General features: G+C 58.5%; 17 protein-coding genes. 7 read left to right on the top strand and 10 right to left on the bottom strand.

What is annotated here, in order from left to right; all coding sequences use genetic code 11:
* The first annotated feature begins 48 nt into the window (after window positions 1–48).
* Complete coding sequence (locus GQF00_RS09735) at window positions 49–909, top strand: pirin family protein (RefSeq protein WP_161318952.1); 861 nt, start codon at window positions 49–51, stop codon at window positions 907–909.
* Window positions 910–948: 39 nt separating this feature from the next.
* Here GQF00_RS09735 and GQF00_RS09740 read toward each other — a convergent pair whose 3' ends face one another.
* The gene (locus GQF00_RS09740) at window positions 949–1,107 is read right to left on the bottom strand and encodes a YqaE/Pmp3 family membrane protein (protein ID WP_161318953.1); all 159 of its coding nucleotides are present in this window, start codon (window positions 1,105–1,107) and stop codon (window positions 949–951) included.
* Between the two features lie 224 nt (window positions 1,108–1,331).
* On the opposite strand from GQF00_RS09740, the gene GQF00_RS09745 reads away from it, so the two are divergent.
* Window positions 1,332–1,877 (top strand): NADPH-dependent FMN reductase, encoded by a 546-nt coding sequence (locus tag GQF00_RS09745; RefSeq protein ID WP_161318954.1) that lies wholly within the window; start codon window positions 1,332–1,334, stop codon window positions 1,875–1,877.
* Between the two features lie 154 nt (window positions 1,878–2,031).
* On the opposite strand, the gene GQF00_RS09750 is transcribed toward GQF00_RS09745, so the two are convergent.
* The 5 genes from GQF00_RS09750 to GQF00_RS09770 form a co-directional block, all read right to left on the bottom strand.
* On the bottom strand, window positions 2,032–2,616 hold the full coding sequence (locus tag GQF00_RS09750; RefSeq protein WP_161318955.1) for a TIGR00730 family Rossman fold protein: 585 nt from the start codon (window positions 2,614–2,616) through the stop codon (window positions 2,032–2,034).
* A 257-nt stretch (window positions 2,617–2,873) separates the two neighbouring features.
* Window positions 2,874–4,184, bottom strand: coding sequence for a phosphate regulon sensor histidine kinase PhoR (gene phoR, locus GQF00_RS09755; protein WP_161318956.1), 1,311 nt, complete (start codon window positions 4,182–4,184; stop codon window positions 2,874–2,876).
* A gap of 75 nt (window positions 4,185–4,259) precedes the next feature.
* Window positions 4,260–4,964 carry a phosphate regulon transcriptional regulator PhoB gene (gene phoB, locus GQF00_RS09760; protein ID WP_161318957.1) on the bottom strand — a complete coding sequence of 235 codons (705 nt, stop codon included), beginning with the start codon at window positions 4,962–4,964 and terminating at the stop codon, window positions 4,260–4,262.
* Between the two features lie 311 nt (window positions 4,965–5,275).
* Entirely contained in the window at window positions 5,276–6,148 is an 873-nt protein-coding gene (ubiA, locus tag GQF00_RS09765) for a 4-hydroxybenzoate octaprenyltransferase (RefSeq protein WP_161318958.1), read from the bottom strand.
* A gap of 237 nt (window positions 6,149–6,385) precedes the next feature.
* Window positions 6,386–6,928 (bottom strand): chorismate lyase, encoded by a 543-nt coding sequence (locus tag GQF00_RS09770; protein WP_161318959.1) that lies wholly within the window; start codon window positions 6,926–6,928, stop codon window positions 6,386–6,388.
* Between the two features lie 219 nt (window positions 6,929–7,147).
* On the opposite strand from GQF00_RS09770, the gene rd reads away from it, so the two are divergent.
* The 5 genes from rd to GQF00_RS09795 all read left to right on the top strand — a co-directional run bounded on the left by rd (window position 7,148) and on the right by GQF00_RS09795 (window position 11,270).
* Entirely contained in the window at window positions 7,148–7,312 is a 165-nt protein-coding gene (gene rd, locus GQF00_RS09775; protein ID WP_035234079.1) for a rubredoxin, read from the top strand.
* Window positions 7,313–7,431: 119 nt separating this feature from the next.
* Window positions 7,432–8,580, top strand: a complete 1,149-nt coding sequence (locus GQF00_RS09780) for an NAD(P)/FAD-dependent oxidoreductase (protein ID WP_161318960.1) — start codon at window positions 7,432–7,434, stop codon at window positions 8,578–8,580.
* Window positions 8,581–8,745: 165 nt separating this feature from the next.
* Window positions 8,746–9,123: a hypothetical protein gene (locus tag GQF00_RS09785; protein ID WP_161318961.1), complete on the top strand. Its 378-nt coding sequence runs from the start codon at window positions 8,746–8,748 to the stop codon at window positions 9,121–9,123.
* A gap of 229 nt (window positions 9,124–9,352) precedes the next feature.
* Window positions 9,353–9,994: a DUF4136 domain-containing protein gene (locus GQF00_RS09790; RefSeq protein WP_161318962.1), complete on the top strand. Its 642-nt coding sequence runs from the start codon at window positions 9,353–9,355 to the stop codon at window positions 9,992–9,994.
* A 223-nt stretch (window positions 9,995–10,217) separates the two neighbouring features.
* Window positions 10,218–11,270: a GGDEF domain-containing protein gene (locus GQF00_RS09795; protein WP_237440454.1), complete on the top strand. Its 1,053-nt coding sequence runs from the start codon at window positions 10,218–10,220 to the stop codon at window positions 11,268–11,270.
* Between the two features lie 117 nt (window positions 11,271–11,387).
* On the opposite strand, the gene GQF00_RS09800 is transcribed toward GQF00_RS09795, so the two are convergent.
* The 4 genes from GQF00_RS09800 to znuC all read right to left on the bottom strand — a co-directional run bounded on the left by GQF00_RS09800 (window position 11,388) and on the right by znuC (window position 15,040).
* Window positions 11,388–11,948: a hypothetical protein gene (locus tag GQF00_RS09800; RefSeq protein WP_161318964.1), complete on the bottom strand. Its 561-nt coding sequence runs from the start codon at window positions 11,946–11,948 to the stop codon at window positions 11,388–11,390.
* Window positions 11,949–12,001: 53 nt separating this feature from the next.
* The gene (locus GQF00_RS09805) at window positions 12,002–13,297 is read right to left on the bottom strand and encodes an MATE family efflux transporter (protein ID WP_161318965.1); all 1,296 of its coding nucleotides are present in this window, start codon (window positions 13,295–13,297) and stop codon (window positions 12,002–12,004) included.
* A gap of 197 nt (window positions 13,298–13,494) precedes the next feature.
* Complete coding sequence (znuB, locus tag GQF00_RS09810) at window positions 13,495–14,277, bottom strand: zinc ABC transporter permease subunit ZnuB (protein ID WP_161318966.1); 783 nt, start codon at window positions 14,275–14,277, stop codon at window positions 13,495–13,497.
* Entirely contained in the window at window positions 14,270–15,040 is a 771-nt protein-coding gene (znuC, locus tag GQF00_RS09815; protein WP_161318967.1) for a zinc ABC transporter ATP-binding protein ZnuC, read from the bottom strand. Before znuC ends, znuB begins: the two co-directional genes overlap by 8 nt.
* Window positions 15,041–15,047: the final 7 nt, after the last annotated feature.

Consider the following 15,047-nt stretch of genomic DNA (forward strand, 5'->3'; position numbering starts at 1 on the left):
TCGAAGCTAGTCGCTCGCAGCTCGTAGCTTCTTACACAGGAGGTTCCCATGGAACGCACAATTCTCAATACAATTCGGGCCCTGGATACATCTGACGGTGCGGGCGTACGCCTCAAGCGCGCGCTGGGTTACAACCCGATGGTGCGCCTGGATCCGTTCCTGATGCTGGATGCGTTTTCCTCGGAAAACCCGGACGATTACATTGCCGGGTTCCCGGCCCATCCGCACCGCGGCTTTGAAACCGTTACCTATCTGGTGGAGGGCCACATGCGCCATCGCGATCACCTGGGCAATGAAGGCGACCTCAAGCAAGGCGGTGTGCAGTGGATGACTGCCGGCCGCGGCATCATTCATGAAGAAATGCCTCAGCAACAAGATGGCCTGCTGCGTGGTTTCCAGTTGTGGATCAATCTGCCGGCAGCAGAAAAAATGAAACCTGCCGGGTATCGGGATATCGGCGACACCGAGATGCCGCGCCTGGATCTGGCCAGCGGTGGTCAGGTGAAAGCCATTGCGGGTGAAGTGACACTGGCAGGGCATGTGCTTACTGCACCGGTAAAAGGCGGCGCTACCGATCCGTTGTATCTGGATGTGGTGTTGCGTCCACAGGAAACGCTTGAGGTGCCCATCTCCCGTGGCTACGGCAGCATGCTGTATGTGTTTGAAGGCGAACTGCAGGTGGCGGGTGAGACTGTACAGTGCGATCACCTGGCGACGCTCACCGATGGTGATGCCGTGACCGTGCAGGCCGGCAAGGACGGTGCCCGGTTATTGGTGCTGGCGGGCAAACCCCTGGGCGAACCCATTGCCCAGTATGGCCCCTTCGTGATGAACACTCAGGAGGAAATCAACCAGGCTTTGAGTGATTATCGTGAGGGTAACCTGACGGCAGAGCCGTCATTGCTGTAACGCATGAAAAGCCCCGGCCTTGACCGGGGCTTTTCATTTTTAGCGGGAGGCAATTACCCAGACCGCATGCACAATGCCGGGCAGATAACCAAACAGGGTCAGCACGATGTTGATCCAGAAATGTTTGCCGATCCCCTCCTGGAGAAAGACACCCAGCGGCGGCAGCAGAATGGCGATAAGAATGCGAAGCAGATCCATGGTGCGTTTCCCCTTGATTTATCTTGTCGTTGATATCGCTGTAATAATGAAACGATATTTTTAATCCACCCCAGATAATCATGGATGGCGCTGGATGTCAGCTGTGATACGTAAAAAATGGCAAGGCCTTTGCAAAACATGATCATCATTGAAGGTTTGCCGCAAGGCAGCCTGCGGTGGCAAGGTGGACGTCTGGCTTCAATCAAGACAACAGGAGATCACACATGCACGTATTGGCGTTTTCAGGATCCCTCAGGCAGGCATCGTTCAACAGCGGGCTGATTCGTGCGGCGACAGAATTGGCCCCGGACGGGGTAACCGTTGAACGGGCCGATATATCTGCGGTCCCGCTCTACAACGGCGACCAGGATGGTGAAAGTAAACCCGCTGCGGTGGAGCAGTTGGCCCAACAGATCCGCAAGGCCGATGCCCTGTTGTTTGCCACCCCGGAGTACAACTACTCCATTCCAGGGGTGCTCAAGAATGCCATCGATTGGCTGTCGCGGGTGCCGGGCAGTATTTTTGCCGGCAAGCCGGCAGCCATTATGGGCGCGTCCATGGGTGGTATGGGCACCAGCCGCAGCCAGTATCATCTGCGTCAGGTGCTGGTTTATCTGGATGTGCATCCACTGAATAAACCCGAAGTGTTTGTCTCGGCAGCACATCAAAAATGTGATGAAAACGGCAACCTGACTGATGAGAAGACGCGGGAAATTATTGGCAAACAGCTTCAGGCCTTGAAGGACTGGCACGATACGTTGAAAGGATAAAGGTAGGGTCGGACGCCTGACGTCGGAGGTCAGAGGCTAAAAACAAAAGACAAATGCCGAAAAACAAAGCCTCACGCTGAATGAGGTGCGCACCTTTCAGTGGGTCGAGGCCTGGGGTGGCGTCCGACTTCCGACGTCAGACGTCCGACCATCATCAAAGCTGCTCTTTACGCTCGATCCAGATGTCTAGAAGCGGAGCGGGTTCGTTGAGGAAGCTGTCCAGCAGGGTTGCCGGGCTCTGATCAACCCGAAGTAGCTCCCGATGCGGTTGCCGCAACAGTCCCTGATCCACAGAGTGATTCAGAAAATGGATCAGGTGATCGTAGTATCCATCAACATTGAGTAGCCCAATGGGCTTGTTATGAAACCCGAGCTGACCCCAGGTCAGGATTTCAAACAACTCCTCCAGTGTGCCCATGCCGCCGGGCAAGGCAATGAAGCCGTCAGACTGATCCGCCATGGCTGCCTTGCGCTCATGCATGGAATCCACCACCTGCAATTCGGTGAGATGATCATTGCCGATTTCCCGCTGCATCAACGCCTGCGGCATGATGCCGATGACCTCGCCGCCGCGTTTCATCACCGCGTTGGCCAGGGCGCCCATGATGCCCACACTGGCACCGCCATACACCAGTCCCAGTCCACGTTCGACCAGGGCGTCAGCCAGTGTTTCCGCCGCCGCAATATAGGCGTCGCCGTTGCCGGAACTGGAACCGCAATACACACAGATTTTTTTCATGGATTTCCTGTTTCCTTGGCCGTAGGAGCGTCGGTTATTCGCTTCGCTCTCCCTTCGGGCCGCCCTGCGGGCGTTCCTTCGCTGCGCTCGGTGGCGGCGCGATTTAAACCCAGGATCACCACAGAGGCCACAGAGAAATGATGGTTTTTTTACTCAGTGAACTCAGTGTCCTCTGTGGTAAATGTGTCTTAACGGCGTCAGGTTATCGCGCCGCGAGCGACGCTCCTACGGCTGGGGGTGGAGTGTGTTGTAGCCCATCACCCCGCCACTGCCGTGGGCTTGCTTACCAGTCTTTCCGGCGGGAAGTGACAAATGAAAGTGCTCCCCTGCCCCAGCTGGCTTTTGATTTCCAGTTTGCCGTTGTGGCGGATCATCACGTGCTTGACGATGGCCAGGCCCAGGCCGGTACCGCCGGTCTGGGTGACGCGACTGTTGTCCGGGCGATAGAAGCGCTCAGTGAGGCGCGGAATATGGGCGGGGTCGATGCCAAGGCCGTTGTCATTGACGGACAAGTGCGCACCGCGTTCATCCTGCCACCATTGAATCCGGATTTTGCCTTCCGCAGGGGTATATTTTACCGCATTGGTAATCAGGTTGCCGAAGGCACTTTCCAGTTCGGCGGGGTTGGCAACCAGCCGTGCATCTTCCGGCACATCCAGCTCAATCTGGTGGTGCTTGTCAGCGCTCATGGCCAGGGCATTCTCGCGCATGCGGTTGAGCATGCCATGCACGGCCACGGCTTGTTTGTCGTTATCGGCGTCGGTATTTTCCAGTCGAGACAGCAGCAACAGATCGGTGACCAGGGCTTCCATGCGGTTGGATTGACTTTCCATCTGGGTGAGTGCGCGGCGTAACCGGGCCTGCTCATCCGGTACGGTATCGAGCAAGGTTTCCAGATACCCCTTTAACACGGTGAGCGGAGTTTTCAGTTCGTGGCTGACGTTGGCCACGAAGTCCTTGCGCATCTGTTCGAGATGGTGGATGCGGGTGACATCCCGCGCCATCAGCAACTGATCGCCCACCCCGAATTCCGTGACCCGAAATTGCAGAATCCGGTTGTCATCCATGGGCGAGGGAATTTCCAGCGCTTCGCGAAAGTCCCCGCCATGGAGATAGTCAGTAAAACCGGGGTGGCGAATCAGGTTGGTCAGCGGCTGGCCAAGATCCTGGGCAGCGTTGAAGCCCATATAGCGTTCGGCAGCCAGGTTCCAGTATTCCAGATAGCCGTGCTGGTCTATGAGGATGACCACATCCTCCAGAGCGTTTACCGATTGCTGGGCACGGTGAATGATCCCCTGCAGGTTCTCCTGGGCGCGGCGCTCTTTCTGGAAAAGGTGCTCAAGGCGGGTGTAGAACTCTCCCCAGAGGCCGATGCTGTCCGGGGGTTCGGTGTGGTCATCGCGCACCAGCCAGCTGTACAGGGCGAAAAGCTGGCGGGTGCTCCAGATGATATAGCCGACCATGCCCGCGATGAGAGGCCAGATATGGCCGACGGAGATGGCCGCGATGGAGGCCAGGGCAAGCAGCCCGATAATTCGGTTAACTTCTTTGGCCAGACTGGCTTTCATGTCTGCGTCGCCCTTGCCAGGTCACGGGTGCGAATACTGCGTGCACCCTAGCACATTTTTTTCTTCAACGACCCACTAGGAGGCTTTGGCCGCCTTCACGGAAAAACGGTAGCCGGTGCCGCGGACCGTCTGGATAAAACGATCATAACCGAAGGGGGCCAAGGCTTTGCGAAGACGACGGATATGCACATCGATGGTCCGGTCTTCCACGTAGACATTGGCGCCCCATACCTGATCCAGCAGCTGGGTGCGGGAGTAGGCCCGTTCCTGATGGCTCATGAAGAATTCCAGCAGGCGATACTCGGTGGGGCCCATGTCCACGGGTTCGTCGTTGGCGCTGATACGGTGGCTCACCGGATCCAGGCACAGTCCCTCCACTTCGATGGCCTTCTCTGCCGCCGCGCTGGAGGCGCGGCGTAGCACGGCCTTGATACGGGAGATCAATTCACGGGTGGAAAACGGCTTGGTGATGTAGTCATCGGCACCCACATCCAGCCCTTGCACCTTGTTATCTTCCTCGCTCTTGGCGGTGAGCATGATGATGGGGATTTCATTGGTGGTCTCGTCGCGCTTGAGACGGCGGGCCAGCTCAATGCCTGTCACAGACGGCAGCATCCAGTCCAGCAATACCAGGTCCGGGCGCTCGTCCACAATGATTTCATGGCCACGTTGAGCGTTCTCGGCTTCGAGCACGTCAAAGTCGGCTAGTTCCAGGGCGACAGCCACCATTTCACGAATGGCGGGCTCGTCATCAACAATCAAGATCCGGTTACGGGACATGGCTTCCTTCCTTCGCCTGTCATTCTAGGTATGGTGACCCATTAGATTGCTTTTTTATGACATGTGTATGACAAGTTCGGCGGAAATTGGAGGAAATGCAAGAGTAGTGACAAGCTTCAAGCTGCAAGCTACAACGCGGATCGATTGAGTAGCCACCCGAAGACGCCGGGAGCCGCGTTTCCTGGTCAGAGTGGGTAAGCAATGGGCTGGACTTGAATTCGTCAGGTTTGATCAGCCATTAATCGCGGGCACGGCATGGCAGATCTTGAAACCCTGACCCGCGTTGTAGCTTGCAGCTTGAAGCTTGCTACTTAGAAGTACTGGAAGAACAAGCCCACAAACACGCACGCCCCACTCCAGTGATTGTTCAGGAACGCATGGAAGCTGGGCCAGCGCTCCCGGTAGCGGATCAGGGTGTGCTGGTAAATAAAGGTCACGGACATGGCCGCGATGCCGGCATACCAGGGCCAGGTAAATTCCAGCCGTTGGCCGACCATGATCAGCGCCAACAATGTCAGCCCTTGCAGAATGCCGATCATCAGGCGGTCCGCATCGCCGAACAGGATGGCAGTGCTCTTGATGCCCATCTTCAGGTCATCTTCCCGGTCGCACATGGCGTATTCGGTGTCATAGGCTACCGTCCACACCAGGTTCGCCACATACAGCAGCCAGGCGATTTCCGGTACATGGCCGGCCTCGGCGGCAAAGGCCATGGGGATGGCCCAGCTGAAGGCAGCGCCGAGGAACAGCTGCGGCATGAAAGTGAAGCGCTTGGTGAAGGGGTAGAGCACGGCCAGCCCCAGGCCGCCGAAGGACAGCCAGAAGGTCAGCTCGTTAAGGAACAACACCAGCACAAAGGCCATCAGACCCAGCCCGGCAAACAGGGCCAGGGCTTTTTTGCTGCTGATGGCACCGGTGGCCAGTGGCCGCCCCTTGGTGCGTTCCACTCCGCCGTCGAAATCCCGATCGGCGAAATCGTTAATCACACAGCCCGCCGCGCGCATGATCACCACGCCCAGGAAGAAGATCACGATGGTCTTCAGACTTGGCGTGCCCTCCCCGGCGATCCACACCGCCCACATCGTCGGCCACAGCAGCAGCAGGGTGCCGATGGGCCGGTCCAGCCGCATTAGCTGGAGATAGGGCCACAGGGCGGGATAGCGGTGTTCAACGAAAGCAAACATGGGACATCCGGTTGTCAGTGCGGGATAAGTTTCTAGTCACAAGGAGCAAGTTGCAAGACGCGGATCAGGGCTTCCTGTAGGCGCAGCTCTTGAGGTGCGAATGGAGCGACAGTGAGCCCCCAAGGTGGAAGCGAGTAACGAATGTTGAAAACCAACCCATGGGTCCGCCAGGTTTTGATCTTTGATACTGGCTGCTCGTAACCCGGAATTCCCCCTTTCGCACCTCAAGAGGTGCGCCTACAGGGACCCTGTAGAAGCGGTGTCATCTGACACCTTCTCCCACAACGCCGGCAGGAAGTATTCTGCCACCAGCAACGGTGCGCCGCGTTTGATGAAGCGCGACTGCCTGCCCCAACACAGCGGATGACCGTGGCCGGGCGACGCCAGCCGGGCCCAGACCTGATCGCGTTGGCAGAGCGGGCGTTTGTAGAGTTCAAGCCCCAAGGAGCGGCTGCCCATGTGGCCCAGGGAGCGGTTGGCACCGCGCAGGCTACTCACTGGCAGGATACTGCGGGCGGCCACCACTGGAATGTCATCCAGCATCAGGGTCACTTCGCGAACCAGCGCCGCCTGTCTGATGGGCAAATCAAGTAGCCGCCGTTCGTCCAGGGTGGGCACGGCCATGGCATGGAAGCCGGGGACGACCTGAAAATGCCCATGACGCCTGAGACGCAGGGTCAGGGAATCCGGATCGGCCATCCAGTCGCGGATCAGCGGCGGCATCACCAGCTGGCCAAGCGGGCGCCAGTGGCTGTCAGGATGGAGGGCGGCAGGCAGCATGAAGGTCTCGGCGGATCAACAAAACAGGGGCGGCAGGACTATGGCCCATGCCGGCACGCAGGGCAAGCCAGCAACCTGTGTATGCCCGCTGAGACCTAACATGACAGCGCCCACTGTCATTGATTTTTGGGGCTGGCACCGATAGGTTAGGCACCCCCGAGAAACGCCCTGTATGCGCCAATGTAAGTGGGCGCTTACTTTTATTTGATGAGGTTCACCATGAAGAAGTGGGAATGTGTAGTGTGCGGTTTCATCTATGACGAAGCCGAAGGTCTGCCGGAAGAAGGCATTGCCGCAGGTACCGCCTGGGATGACGTACCGGAAGACTGGGTCTGCCCTGACTGCGGCGTCGGCAAGGAAGACTTTGAAATGGTGGAAATCTGAGTCCGGACATTGCCCTGTCCGGAGTCTGCCCCGCACCGGATGCGGGGCCTCCACCGTGCGGTCTTGCATCGATCCTCACCCCCAGACCTGCCCATCCATAGCACCGTAAAGGAACACCCATGAACCCAGTAGTCATCATCGGCACCGGCCTGGCCGGCTTCAACACCGTCAAGGAATTCCGCAAGCTGGACAAGGAAACGCCCATCGTCATGCTGACCGCCGACGACGGACGCAATTATTCCAAGCCCATGCTGTCTGCCGGTTTTACCAAGGAAAAGACCGCTGATGACCTGTGCATGGCGACCCCGGAAAAAGTGGCCGAACAGTTCAATGTGGAAGTGCGCACGGGTATCCACGTAGCCGGAATCGACACTGACGCCAAGCGTGTGCTGCTGCCGGATGCGCATCTGGATTACAGCAAGCTGGTGTTGGCGCTGGGTGCCGACACCTGGACGCCGCCGCTGGAAGGCGATGCCGTGGGCAAGGTGTTTTCCGTCAACGACCTGATGGACTACGGTCGTTTCCGCGCGGCCCTGGAAGGCAAGAAGAAGGTGACCATTCTGGGTGGCGGCCTGATCGGCTGTGAGTTCGCCAACGATTTGTCCAACGGTGGTTTCGACGTGGAATTGGTAGAGCCCATGGGCCGCTGCTTGCCGTTGTTGCTGCCGGAAGCGGCCTCCGAAGCCGTGGGCCGTGGCCTGGCTGATCTGGGCGTGACATTCCACTTTGGCCCGCTGGCCAAGGCAGTGCACCATGGTGACGGCGACAAGCTGGTCACCGAATTGTCTGACGGCAGCAAGATCGAATCCGATGTGGTGTTGTCTGCCATCGGCCTGCGCCCGCGCATCAGCATGGCCCAGGAAGCCGGCCTGACCACCAACCGCGGTATCCTCACCGACAAGACATTGCGTACCAACGCCGAAGACGTCTATGCACTGGGTGACTGCGCCGAAGTACAGGGGCATGTGCTGCCCTACGTGTTGCCCCTGATGGCTTCCGCCCGTGCCCTGGCCAAGACCCTGACCGGTGAGATCACGGAAGTCAGCTACGGTGTGATGCCGGTGACCATCAAGACGCCGGCCTGTCCGGTGGTGGTTTGTCCTGCTCCCCAGGACAGTGAAGGGGAATGGGAAATCGAGGCGGATGGCAACACCGTCCAGGCCCTGTTCCGCGGCAAGGATGGTAACCTGCTGGGCTATGCCCTCACCGGGGATGCGGTGAAGGAAAAGATGAAGCTCAACAAGGAATTGCCGGCGGTAATGCCTTAGTCGCTACTCGCTTCAAGCTGCGAGCTACGAGGCGCGTGATAGAAAGGGGGGGCAGAACGCCTTCCCCGCGCTTCGGGCAGCGGTAGCTGCGATTTTTAATTTGCATGGTCTGTGATCGTGTTGCAGCTTGTAGCTTGAGGCTCATACCTTGAATAAGGACTTTCCATGAAATTTGCTCTGGTTCTGCTGGTCCTCGGCTGGCGTTTGCGCTGGCTGGCATGGCGCAATGAAGGCTTTCGCAAGCAGCTGGAAAACCGCGACGTGGTAATGCAGTGGCGGACGTTTTCCGGCAAGCCGGCGCGCTGGTTTCATTTCACCCCCGGCAAGGTGGTGTCGAAAGGCGGCTTGAATCCGTCCCCCTCCGTTACCCTCAATTTCAAGGATGCGAATTACGCCTTCGCCACCCTGAAAGAGGCCGGCAAGAACCAGATGGCCTTCATGGAAGGCATGCAGGCCGGCGACATCAAGATCGAGGGTGATCCTGGGCAGCTGATGTGGTTCATGACCCTGATGAAATTCATCATGCCCGGCGGAAAAAAATAACCCTTTTCGAGGTGCGAGAAGCGAGTTTCGAAAACCCGCCCTTCCATTCAGGTGGGTTTTGCCCTTCGCAACTCGAAACTTGTCACTCGCTCACGCCTTGCCAATCCGCATAACCTGATCCACAGGAGTGCACCGAGGAAGATCCGTTTTCCGGTGTTGCTTGTGGCCTCTGTGGTAAAAACGCCTTACCCTGTCAGCATTCTTTCCCTTGCATAACGAAGGATTTCCCATGCAGATGGTTCAACGTGCTTTTGTGTTCTGTGCGGTCCTGTTGCTGGCGGCCTGTGCCACCACCACAGAAACCCAATCAACCTGGCAGACCAAGACCGGCGAACCTCGCCCGGCGTTTGGACACATCTTCGTGATTGTTCTCTCCGAAAGCGCAGTAACCTCTGCCGCGGTGGAACAGCAGGTCAAGAAGAGTCTGGCCAAACGCTCCGTAGAGGCTACCCTGGCCTCCGCCGAACTGGGCGGTGAAAGCCAGCAGGCAGAGCAATACCGTGCTCATGTTGAAGCGGCAGTGAAAGAGAGTGGTGCCGATGGTGTGATGGTGGTGAGTCTGCTGAAAGTGGAGGAGCGTGACGAATACGTGCCGCCCCAGGTGGACTACATGCCCATGACTTCCGCACCCATGTATCTGGGTTACGGCCCCTACGTGGGCTACAGCTACAGTGCGGTCTACCAGCCTGGCTACTACCAGAACGCCACCGACTACTACCTGCAGACCCAGCTCTACAATGTGGCCAACAAGAAGCCGGTGTGGCAGGCACAGTCGCGGAGCATGAACCCCTATAGCCTGAATGCCGGTGCCGAAGGCTATGCCAAGAGCGTGGTCGGCCAGCTTGATCGCGACGGGGCGTTGAAACGCTAGGAATCAGATACACGCTTCAAGCGTCACGGCGGAACGGAAAATCGGCAGACCGTGAATCGATCCGTGGTGTGATTTGTTTCACATTTTTGCCCGAGCGGTAGTCGGCGCCGGACGTGCGTAAGTTTGGACTATAGTGTTCCCTCCCCTGCGGGGTATGATGAAAAGACGCCGTTTTGCATGGAGCCAGGAAGGCTCACGGGGCGAGGGAACAGAGATGCCAGTCATGAAAACGCTGCTGGAGCAGCTGCGCTTCACTGAAGCGGAAATCCGTGTTCGCAAGCGACTGCTGGATTTCAGCGATGAAGATGTGGATGCCCTGACTCAGTGCTCTACTCTGGTGGAGCAGCGTCTGGACAGCATTGTTGAAACCTTTTACGGCATCCAGACCAGCAATCCGGAAATCGCCGCCCTGATCGGTGATGCAGATACCCTCGACCGCCTCCAGTCTGCCCAGCGGCGCTATATCCTCGATCTCTTTGCCGGCACCTATGACCTTGAGTACGCCAACAACCGGTTGCGCATTGGGCTGGTCCACAAGCGCATCGGTGTTGAGCCCAAGTACTACCTGTCAGCGGTCTACCTGCTACAACGTCTTCTGGTGGAAAATCTCAATGATCTGGTGGGCCAGCATGATCTCTCCATGCGGGTGGTCAAGGCACTGGACAAGCTAATCTATTTTGACGTTACCCTGGTGTTTGAAACCTATATCCAGAGCATGCTCTCGGAAATCGAAGCGGTAAAAAACCGCACCGAAGATTATGCCCGCGCACTGGAAGAAACGGTGGCCATGCGCAATGGGGAGCTGCGTACCGATTCGCTCACCGGGCTCACTACCCGGCGTTTTCTCAATGAGGCCCTGCAACGTACTCTCAAGGCCGCCCAACGCCGTGGCGAGCCGGTGTGTCTGATCTTCGTGGATGTGGATGATTTCAAAGAGCTCAATGATCAGCGCGGTCATACCTATGGCGATCAGGTGCTGCGTGAACTTGGCAAGGTGCTGCTGGACGCCGCCCGAGGAGAAGATACCTGTGTGCGCTATGGTGGCGATGAATTCTGTGTGGTGCTGGCGAACAGCACTGAGGATCAGGCATTAGGGAGTTACTGTCAGCGCATCAAGAGTTTGCTGGCGGAACGACTGCCCAACGTGAAAATCAGCCTGGGTGTGGTACAGACTGGCCCGGAAAATTTCGAAAATGCCGAAGTTCTTTTGCAGCATGCTGACCGTCGCATGTACAAGGAAAAAACGGTCAAAAAGAATGGGCTGGCAAAGCATTAAACAGTGATGGGTAACGAGTTCTCAACGACAACACCCACTGAAGCGGCTTGCCGAAACAGGACGACGCCCGGTTGCCGGCAAGCTTCCATGAGAAACCGGTTAGCCTTGAATGCTCTCTCATGATGATGGTGATTTCGGCGCGACTTCAGCATCTGTTATTTTCGGAAAGAGCGTCAGCATTTCATCTCCCGCCCCCTTGATCCAGAACTGATTTTTTTCAAATTTCTTGACGGTAAGCGGCAAGGGTTTGACGAGCGAAAATATTATCATGGCTACCATGCTGGCGATGGCAAGCCAAAGCGGGACAATGGATTCCAGTGCGGCGCAGGCGATCAGGAAAAGTATGATGCCCGCTCCGAAGCCAGCCAGTGTCCAGTTACGCATCCGTTTCTCTTTCGCATGCCTGGCACACAGGGAGTAAGACACCGCGGTGGTCTTGCGGGTAACCAGATAGACGATCAGTAGCACCAGAATATTTATCAAGAAGCACAGATACACCCATGGGGAAACCCAAAATAGTTTCTGGGTATAGCGTTTTGCCGGTGGCTCGCTGCATTTGAGGCAGCGTTCTGGCAGGGAGGTGTTCTTGGGCATTAGCAGAAAGCGATCGTTGACGTAAATGTTGGCCTGGGCCGGTTCCGGGTTCTGTGGTGCCTGGTAGGGATTGCCGAATTCCATATCGATTCCTGTGTGGGCCTCTCTCCATTTTGAGAAAAATTATTGCATAAAAATTATGGGCTTGCAGGGATTTGCATTCGGCGCCACAGCATCCAGCCCATACAGATTCCCCGTGTTGCCATGAAACCGTTCATGGTTAGCCAAAGGCCATGGTTGTCCCAGCCCCGGGTCAGGGCCCAGATGAGAAAAAATCCTGCCACTGACACCAGCATGGTGTTACGCATGGCGGCGCCCCAGGTGGCGCCCACGAAGATGCCGTCCAGCCAGAAACCAGCGCTGGCAGTGAGCGGTAGCAACAACACCCAGGGCAGGTAGTGGATGGCGGTGTCGCGAATATCCGGCAGGTCGGTAAGCAGGCCGATCAGGGGAGCGCCGACGGTCGCAAACAGTGCCAGACCGAGTGCGGCACAGCCCAGCGTCCAGCGACCGGTGGCGGCAATGGCCAGTCGCAATTCGGTATTGTTCTTGCGACCGTGAGCCTCGCCCACTAACGCCTCGGCGGCATTGGCGAAGCCATCCAGCAGGTTGCTGAGAATCAGCAGAAAGGTGATCAACACGGCGTTGGCGGCCAGCACGGCGTCACCCAGCCGGGCGCCCTGGGCGGTGAAGAAAAAGAAAGTGCTGAGCAGGGCCAGACTGCGAATAAAGATATCCCGGTTTACGCTCATCAGGGCGAGAATGGCGGGCAGTTGCCAGACCCGTTCCTGTTGACTGGGTGGGCGCAGGGCATGACGTAGCCAGAACAGGCCGCCAGCCAGGCCGATGTATTCCGCACAGGCACTGGCGGTGGCCACACCGCGCACATCCCAATGCCACACCTGCACCAGCAGCACATCCAGCAGGGCGTTACTGCTGTGCATCAGCAAGGTCATCTTCAGGGGCACCCGGGTGTTGTGGGTGCCGATGGCGAAACCGATCAGGGCAAAGTTGGCCAGCGCCGCCGGGGCGCCGAGAATGCGGATGTTGATGTAATCCCGCGCCAGCTCCTGCACCTCATTGCTGCCCCCCAGCAACCACAGGCCGGTGTCCCGCAACAGCGGTGACAGCAGTATCAGCGCCAGCCCCAGTCCGGCGGAGAGCAGCAGGCCCCGGAACAACACCACCCGGGTGTCTCGCGCCCCGCCCTTTGCCTGGGAGGCAAAGCCGGTGGTGCCCATGCGCAGGAAGTTGAACGAGAAGTACAGGAACATGAAAAAGTTGCCACCCAGCGCCACCGCCGCCAGATAACGGGGATGATCAAGGTGTCCCACCACCGCGGTATCCACCAGCCCCAGCAGCGGCGCGGTCAGATTCGACAGCAGCAACGGCCAGGCCAGCATCCAGATGCGTTGGTTAAGGGTCAGGTTCATTCACACTCCGGGAAAATGCTCTGCTGTAGGTGCGTCGCTGGCGGCGCGATTCAGGCCCGGGATCAAAAGCATTTTCACCACAGAGGGCACAGAGTAACCCTCTTCATTTCCTCAGTGATCTCTGTGCCCTCTGTGGTAAATGTGCTTTAACGACGTTGGGCTATCGCGCCGCGAGCGACGCTCCTGCGGCACGGTTTTTAGGCACTCCGCCGGAACAACGTCAGCACAAACAAGCCGCTGGCAGCGACGACAATGGATGGCCCCACCGGGGTGTTGGCAAACCAGCTCACCGTCAGGCCCGCCAGCACCGAAAGTGTGCCGAACAGACTGGCAACCATGGCCATCTGCGCCGGGGTATGGGTCAGGCGGCGGGCACTGGCGGCGGGGATCACCAGCAGGGAAGTGATCAACAATACCCCTACGGTGCGAATGGCGCCGGCAATCAGCAGGGCCAGCAACAGCATCAGCAGCAGCCGGGTGCCCTGCACCGCTACCCCTTCCACCTGGGCCAGTTCCTCACTCACGGTAATGCTCAGCAGTGAGCGCCATTGCCACAGCATCAGCAGCATAATCACCATGGCCCCGCTCCACAGGCCAACCACATCGCTCCAGCCCACCGCCAGCAAGTCACCAAACAGGTAGGCGAACAGATCCACCTGGATGCCGGTTTGCAGGCTGATGGCGATGACACCCAGGGCCAGAGTGGTGTGGGCGACAATGCCCAGCAGGGTGTCGCCGGCCAGTTGTCGCTGTCGCTGCAGGCCGGTGAGTGCCGCGGCCAGGCCCAGGCAGACGGCCACCACGGCCAGGTACAGGTTGATATCCAGCGCCAGCCCCAGGGCGGCACCCAACAAGGCGCCATGGGCCAGGGTATCGCCAAAGAAGGCCATACGGCGCCACACCACAAACGCGCCCATGGGGCCGGACACGATTGCCACGGCCAGGCCGGCGAGCAGCGGGGGGAGCAGCAGTTCAATCATGGTTACAGGGGCCTTCGTGGTCGTGATGATGGGCGTTGCCGTGCAGATCATGGTCGTGGTCATGATCGTGGGTATACAGCGCCAGGTTCGGGGTGCCGGCAGCGGGGCCGAACAGCTCGTGGTAAGCCGGGTCGCGACTGACGGTTTCCGGACTGCCGGAGCAGCACACGTGGCGCTGCAGGCAGATCACCTCGTCGGTGGCGGCCATGACCAGATGCAGATCGTGGGAAATCAGCAGGATGGCACAGCCCAGTTGATCGCGGACATCCTTGAGCAGGCCATAAAGGGCATTCTGGCCGGCCACGTCCACGCCCTGGGCGGGTTCATCCAGCACCAGCAGGTCCGGCTTGCGCAGCAGGGCGCGGGCCAGCAGCACCCGTTGCATCTCGCCGCCGGACAATTGCTGAACGGCACGACGGCGCAAATGGGCCACACCGGCCCGTTCCAGCGCGGCGCGACGGGCAGAGGTGGGTCCCGTTGCCGCCAGCCACAGAAAACGATCCACGGTGAGCGGCAGGCTGTCATCCACCTGAATCTGCTGGGGCATATAACCGATGCGCAGGCCTTTGCGACGGGTGACGGAACCGCTGTCGGTCTTCACCAGTCCCAGCACCACCCGGGCCAGGGTGCTTTTGCCGGCGCCGTTGGGTCCGATCAGGGTAGTGATGCGGCCCGGTGCCAGGGTCAGGCTCACATCGGCCAGCACCGAGGTGCCACCGAGAGTGACCGAGACGGCATCGACATTGACCAGTGGTTCCGACATAACAAGG

Source organism: Alcanivorax sp. DP30 (genome assembly GCF_009882945.1).
Lineage (GTDB): Bacteria > Pseudomonadota > Gammaproteobacteria > Pseudomonadales > Alcanivoracaceae > Alcanivorax.

Excerpts from the sequence above, each read along its gene's own strand:
- GQF00_RS09735 (WP_161318952.1), top strand. The coding sequence starts at position 49 with ATGGAACGCACAATTCTCAATACAATTCGGGCCCTGGATACATCTGAC.
- GQF00_RS09740 (WP_161318953.1), bottom strand. The coding sequence starts at position 1,107 with ATGGATCTGCTTCGCATTCTTATCGCCATTCTGCTGCCGCCGCTGGGT.
- GQF00_RS09745 (WP_161318954.1), top strand. The coding sequence starts at position 1,332 with ATGCACGTATTGGCGTTTTCAGGATCCCTCAGGCAGGCATCGTTCAAC.
- GQF00_RS09750 (WP_161318955.1), bottom strand. The coding sequence starts at position 2,616 with ATGAAAAAAATCTGTGTGTATTGCGGTTCCAGTTCCGGCAACGGCGAC.
- phoR (WP_161318956.1), bottom strand. The coding sequence starts at position 4,184 with ATGAAAGCCAGTCTGGCCAAAGAAGTTAACCGAATTATCGGGCTGCTT.
- phoB (WP_161318957.1), bottom strand. The coding sequence starts at position 4,964 with ATGTCCCGTAACCGGATCTTGATTGTTGATGACGAGCCCGCCATTCGT.
- ubiA (WP_161318958.1), bottom strand. The coding sequence starts at position 6,148 with ATGTTTGCTTTCGTTGAACACCGCTATCCCGCCCTGTGGCCCTATCTC.
- GQF00_RS09770 (WP_161318959.1), bottom strand. The coding sequence starts at position 6,928 with ATGCTGCCTGCCGCCCTCCATCCTGACAGCCACTGGCGCCCGCTTGGC.
- rd (WP_035234079.1), top strand. The coding sequence starts at position 7,148 with ATGAAGAAGTGGGAATGTGTAGTGTGCGGTTTCATCTATGACGAAGCC.
- GQF00_RS09780 (WP_161318960.1), top strand. The coding sequence starts at position 7,432 with ATGAACCCAGTAGTCATCATCGGCACCGGCCTGGCCGGCTTCAACACC.
- GQF00_RS09785 (WP_161318961.1), top strand. The coding sequence starts at position 8,746 with ATGAAATTTGCTCTGGTTCTGCTGGTCCTCGGCTGGCGTTTGCGCTGG.
- GQF00_RS09790 (WP_161318962.1), top strand. The coding sequence starts at position 9,353 with ATGCAGATGGTTCAACGTGCTTTTGTGTTCTGTGCGGTCCTGTTGCTG.
- GQF00_RS09795 (WP_237440454.1), top strand. The coding sequence starts at position 10,218 with ATGAAAACGCTGCTGGAGCAGCTGCGCTTCACTGAAGCGGAAATCCGT.
- GQF00_RS09800 (WP_161318964.1), bottom strand. The coding sequence starts at position 11,948 with ATGGAATTCGGCAATCCCTACCAGGCACCACAGAACCCGGAACCGGCC.
- GQF00_RS09805 (WP_161318965.1), bottom strand. The coding sequence starts at position 13,297 with ATGAACCTGACCCTTAACCAACGCATCTGGATGCTGGCCTGGCCGTTG.
- znuB (WP_161318966.1), bottom strand. The coding sequence starts at position 14,277 with ATGATTGAACTGCTGCTCCCCCCGCTGCTCGCCGGCCTGGCCGTGGCA.
- znuC (WP_161318967.1), bottom strand. The coding sequence starts at position 15,040 with ATGTCGGAACCACTGGTCAATGTCGATGCCGTCTCGGTCACTCTCGGT.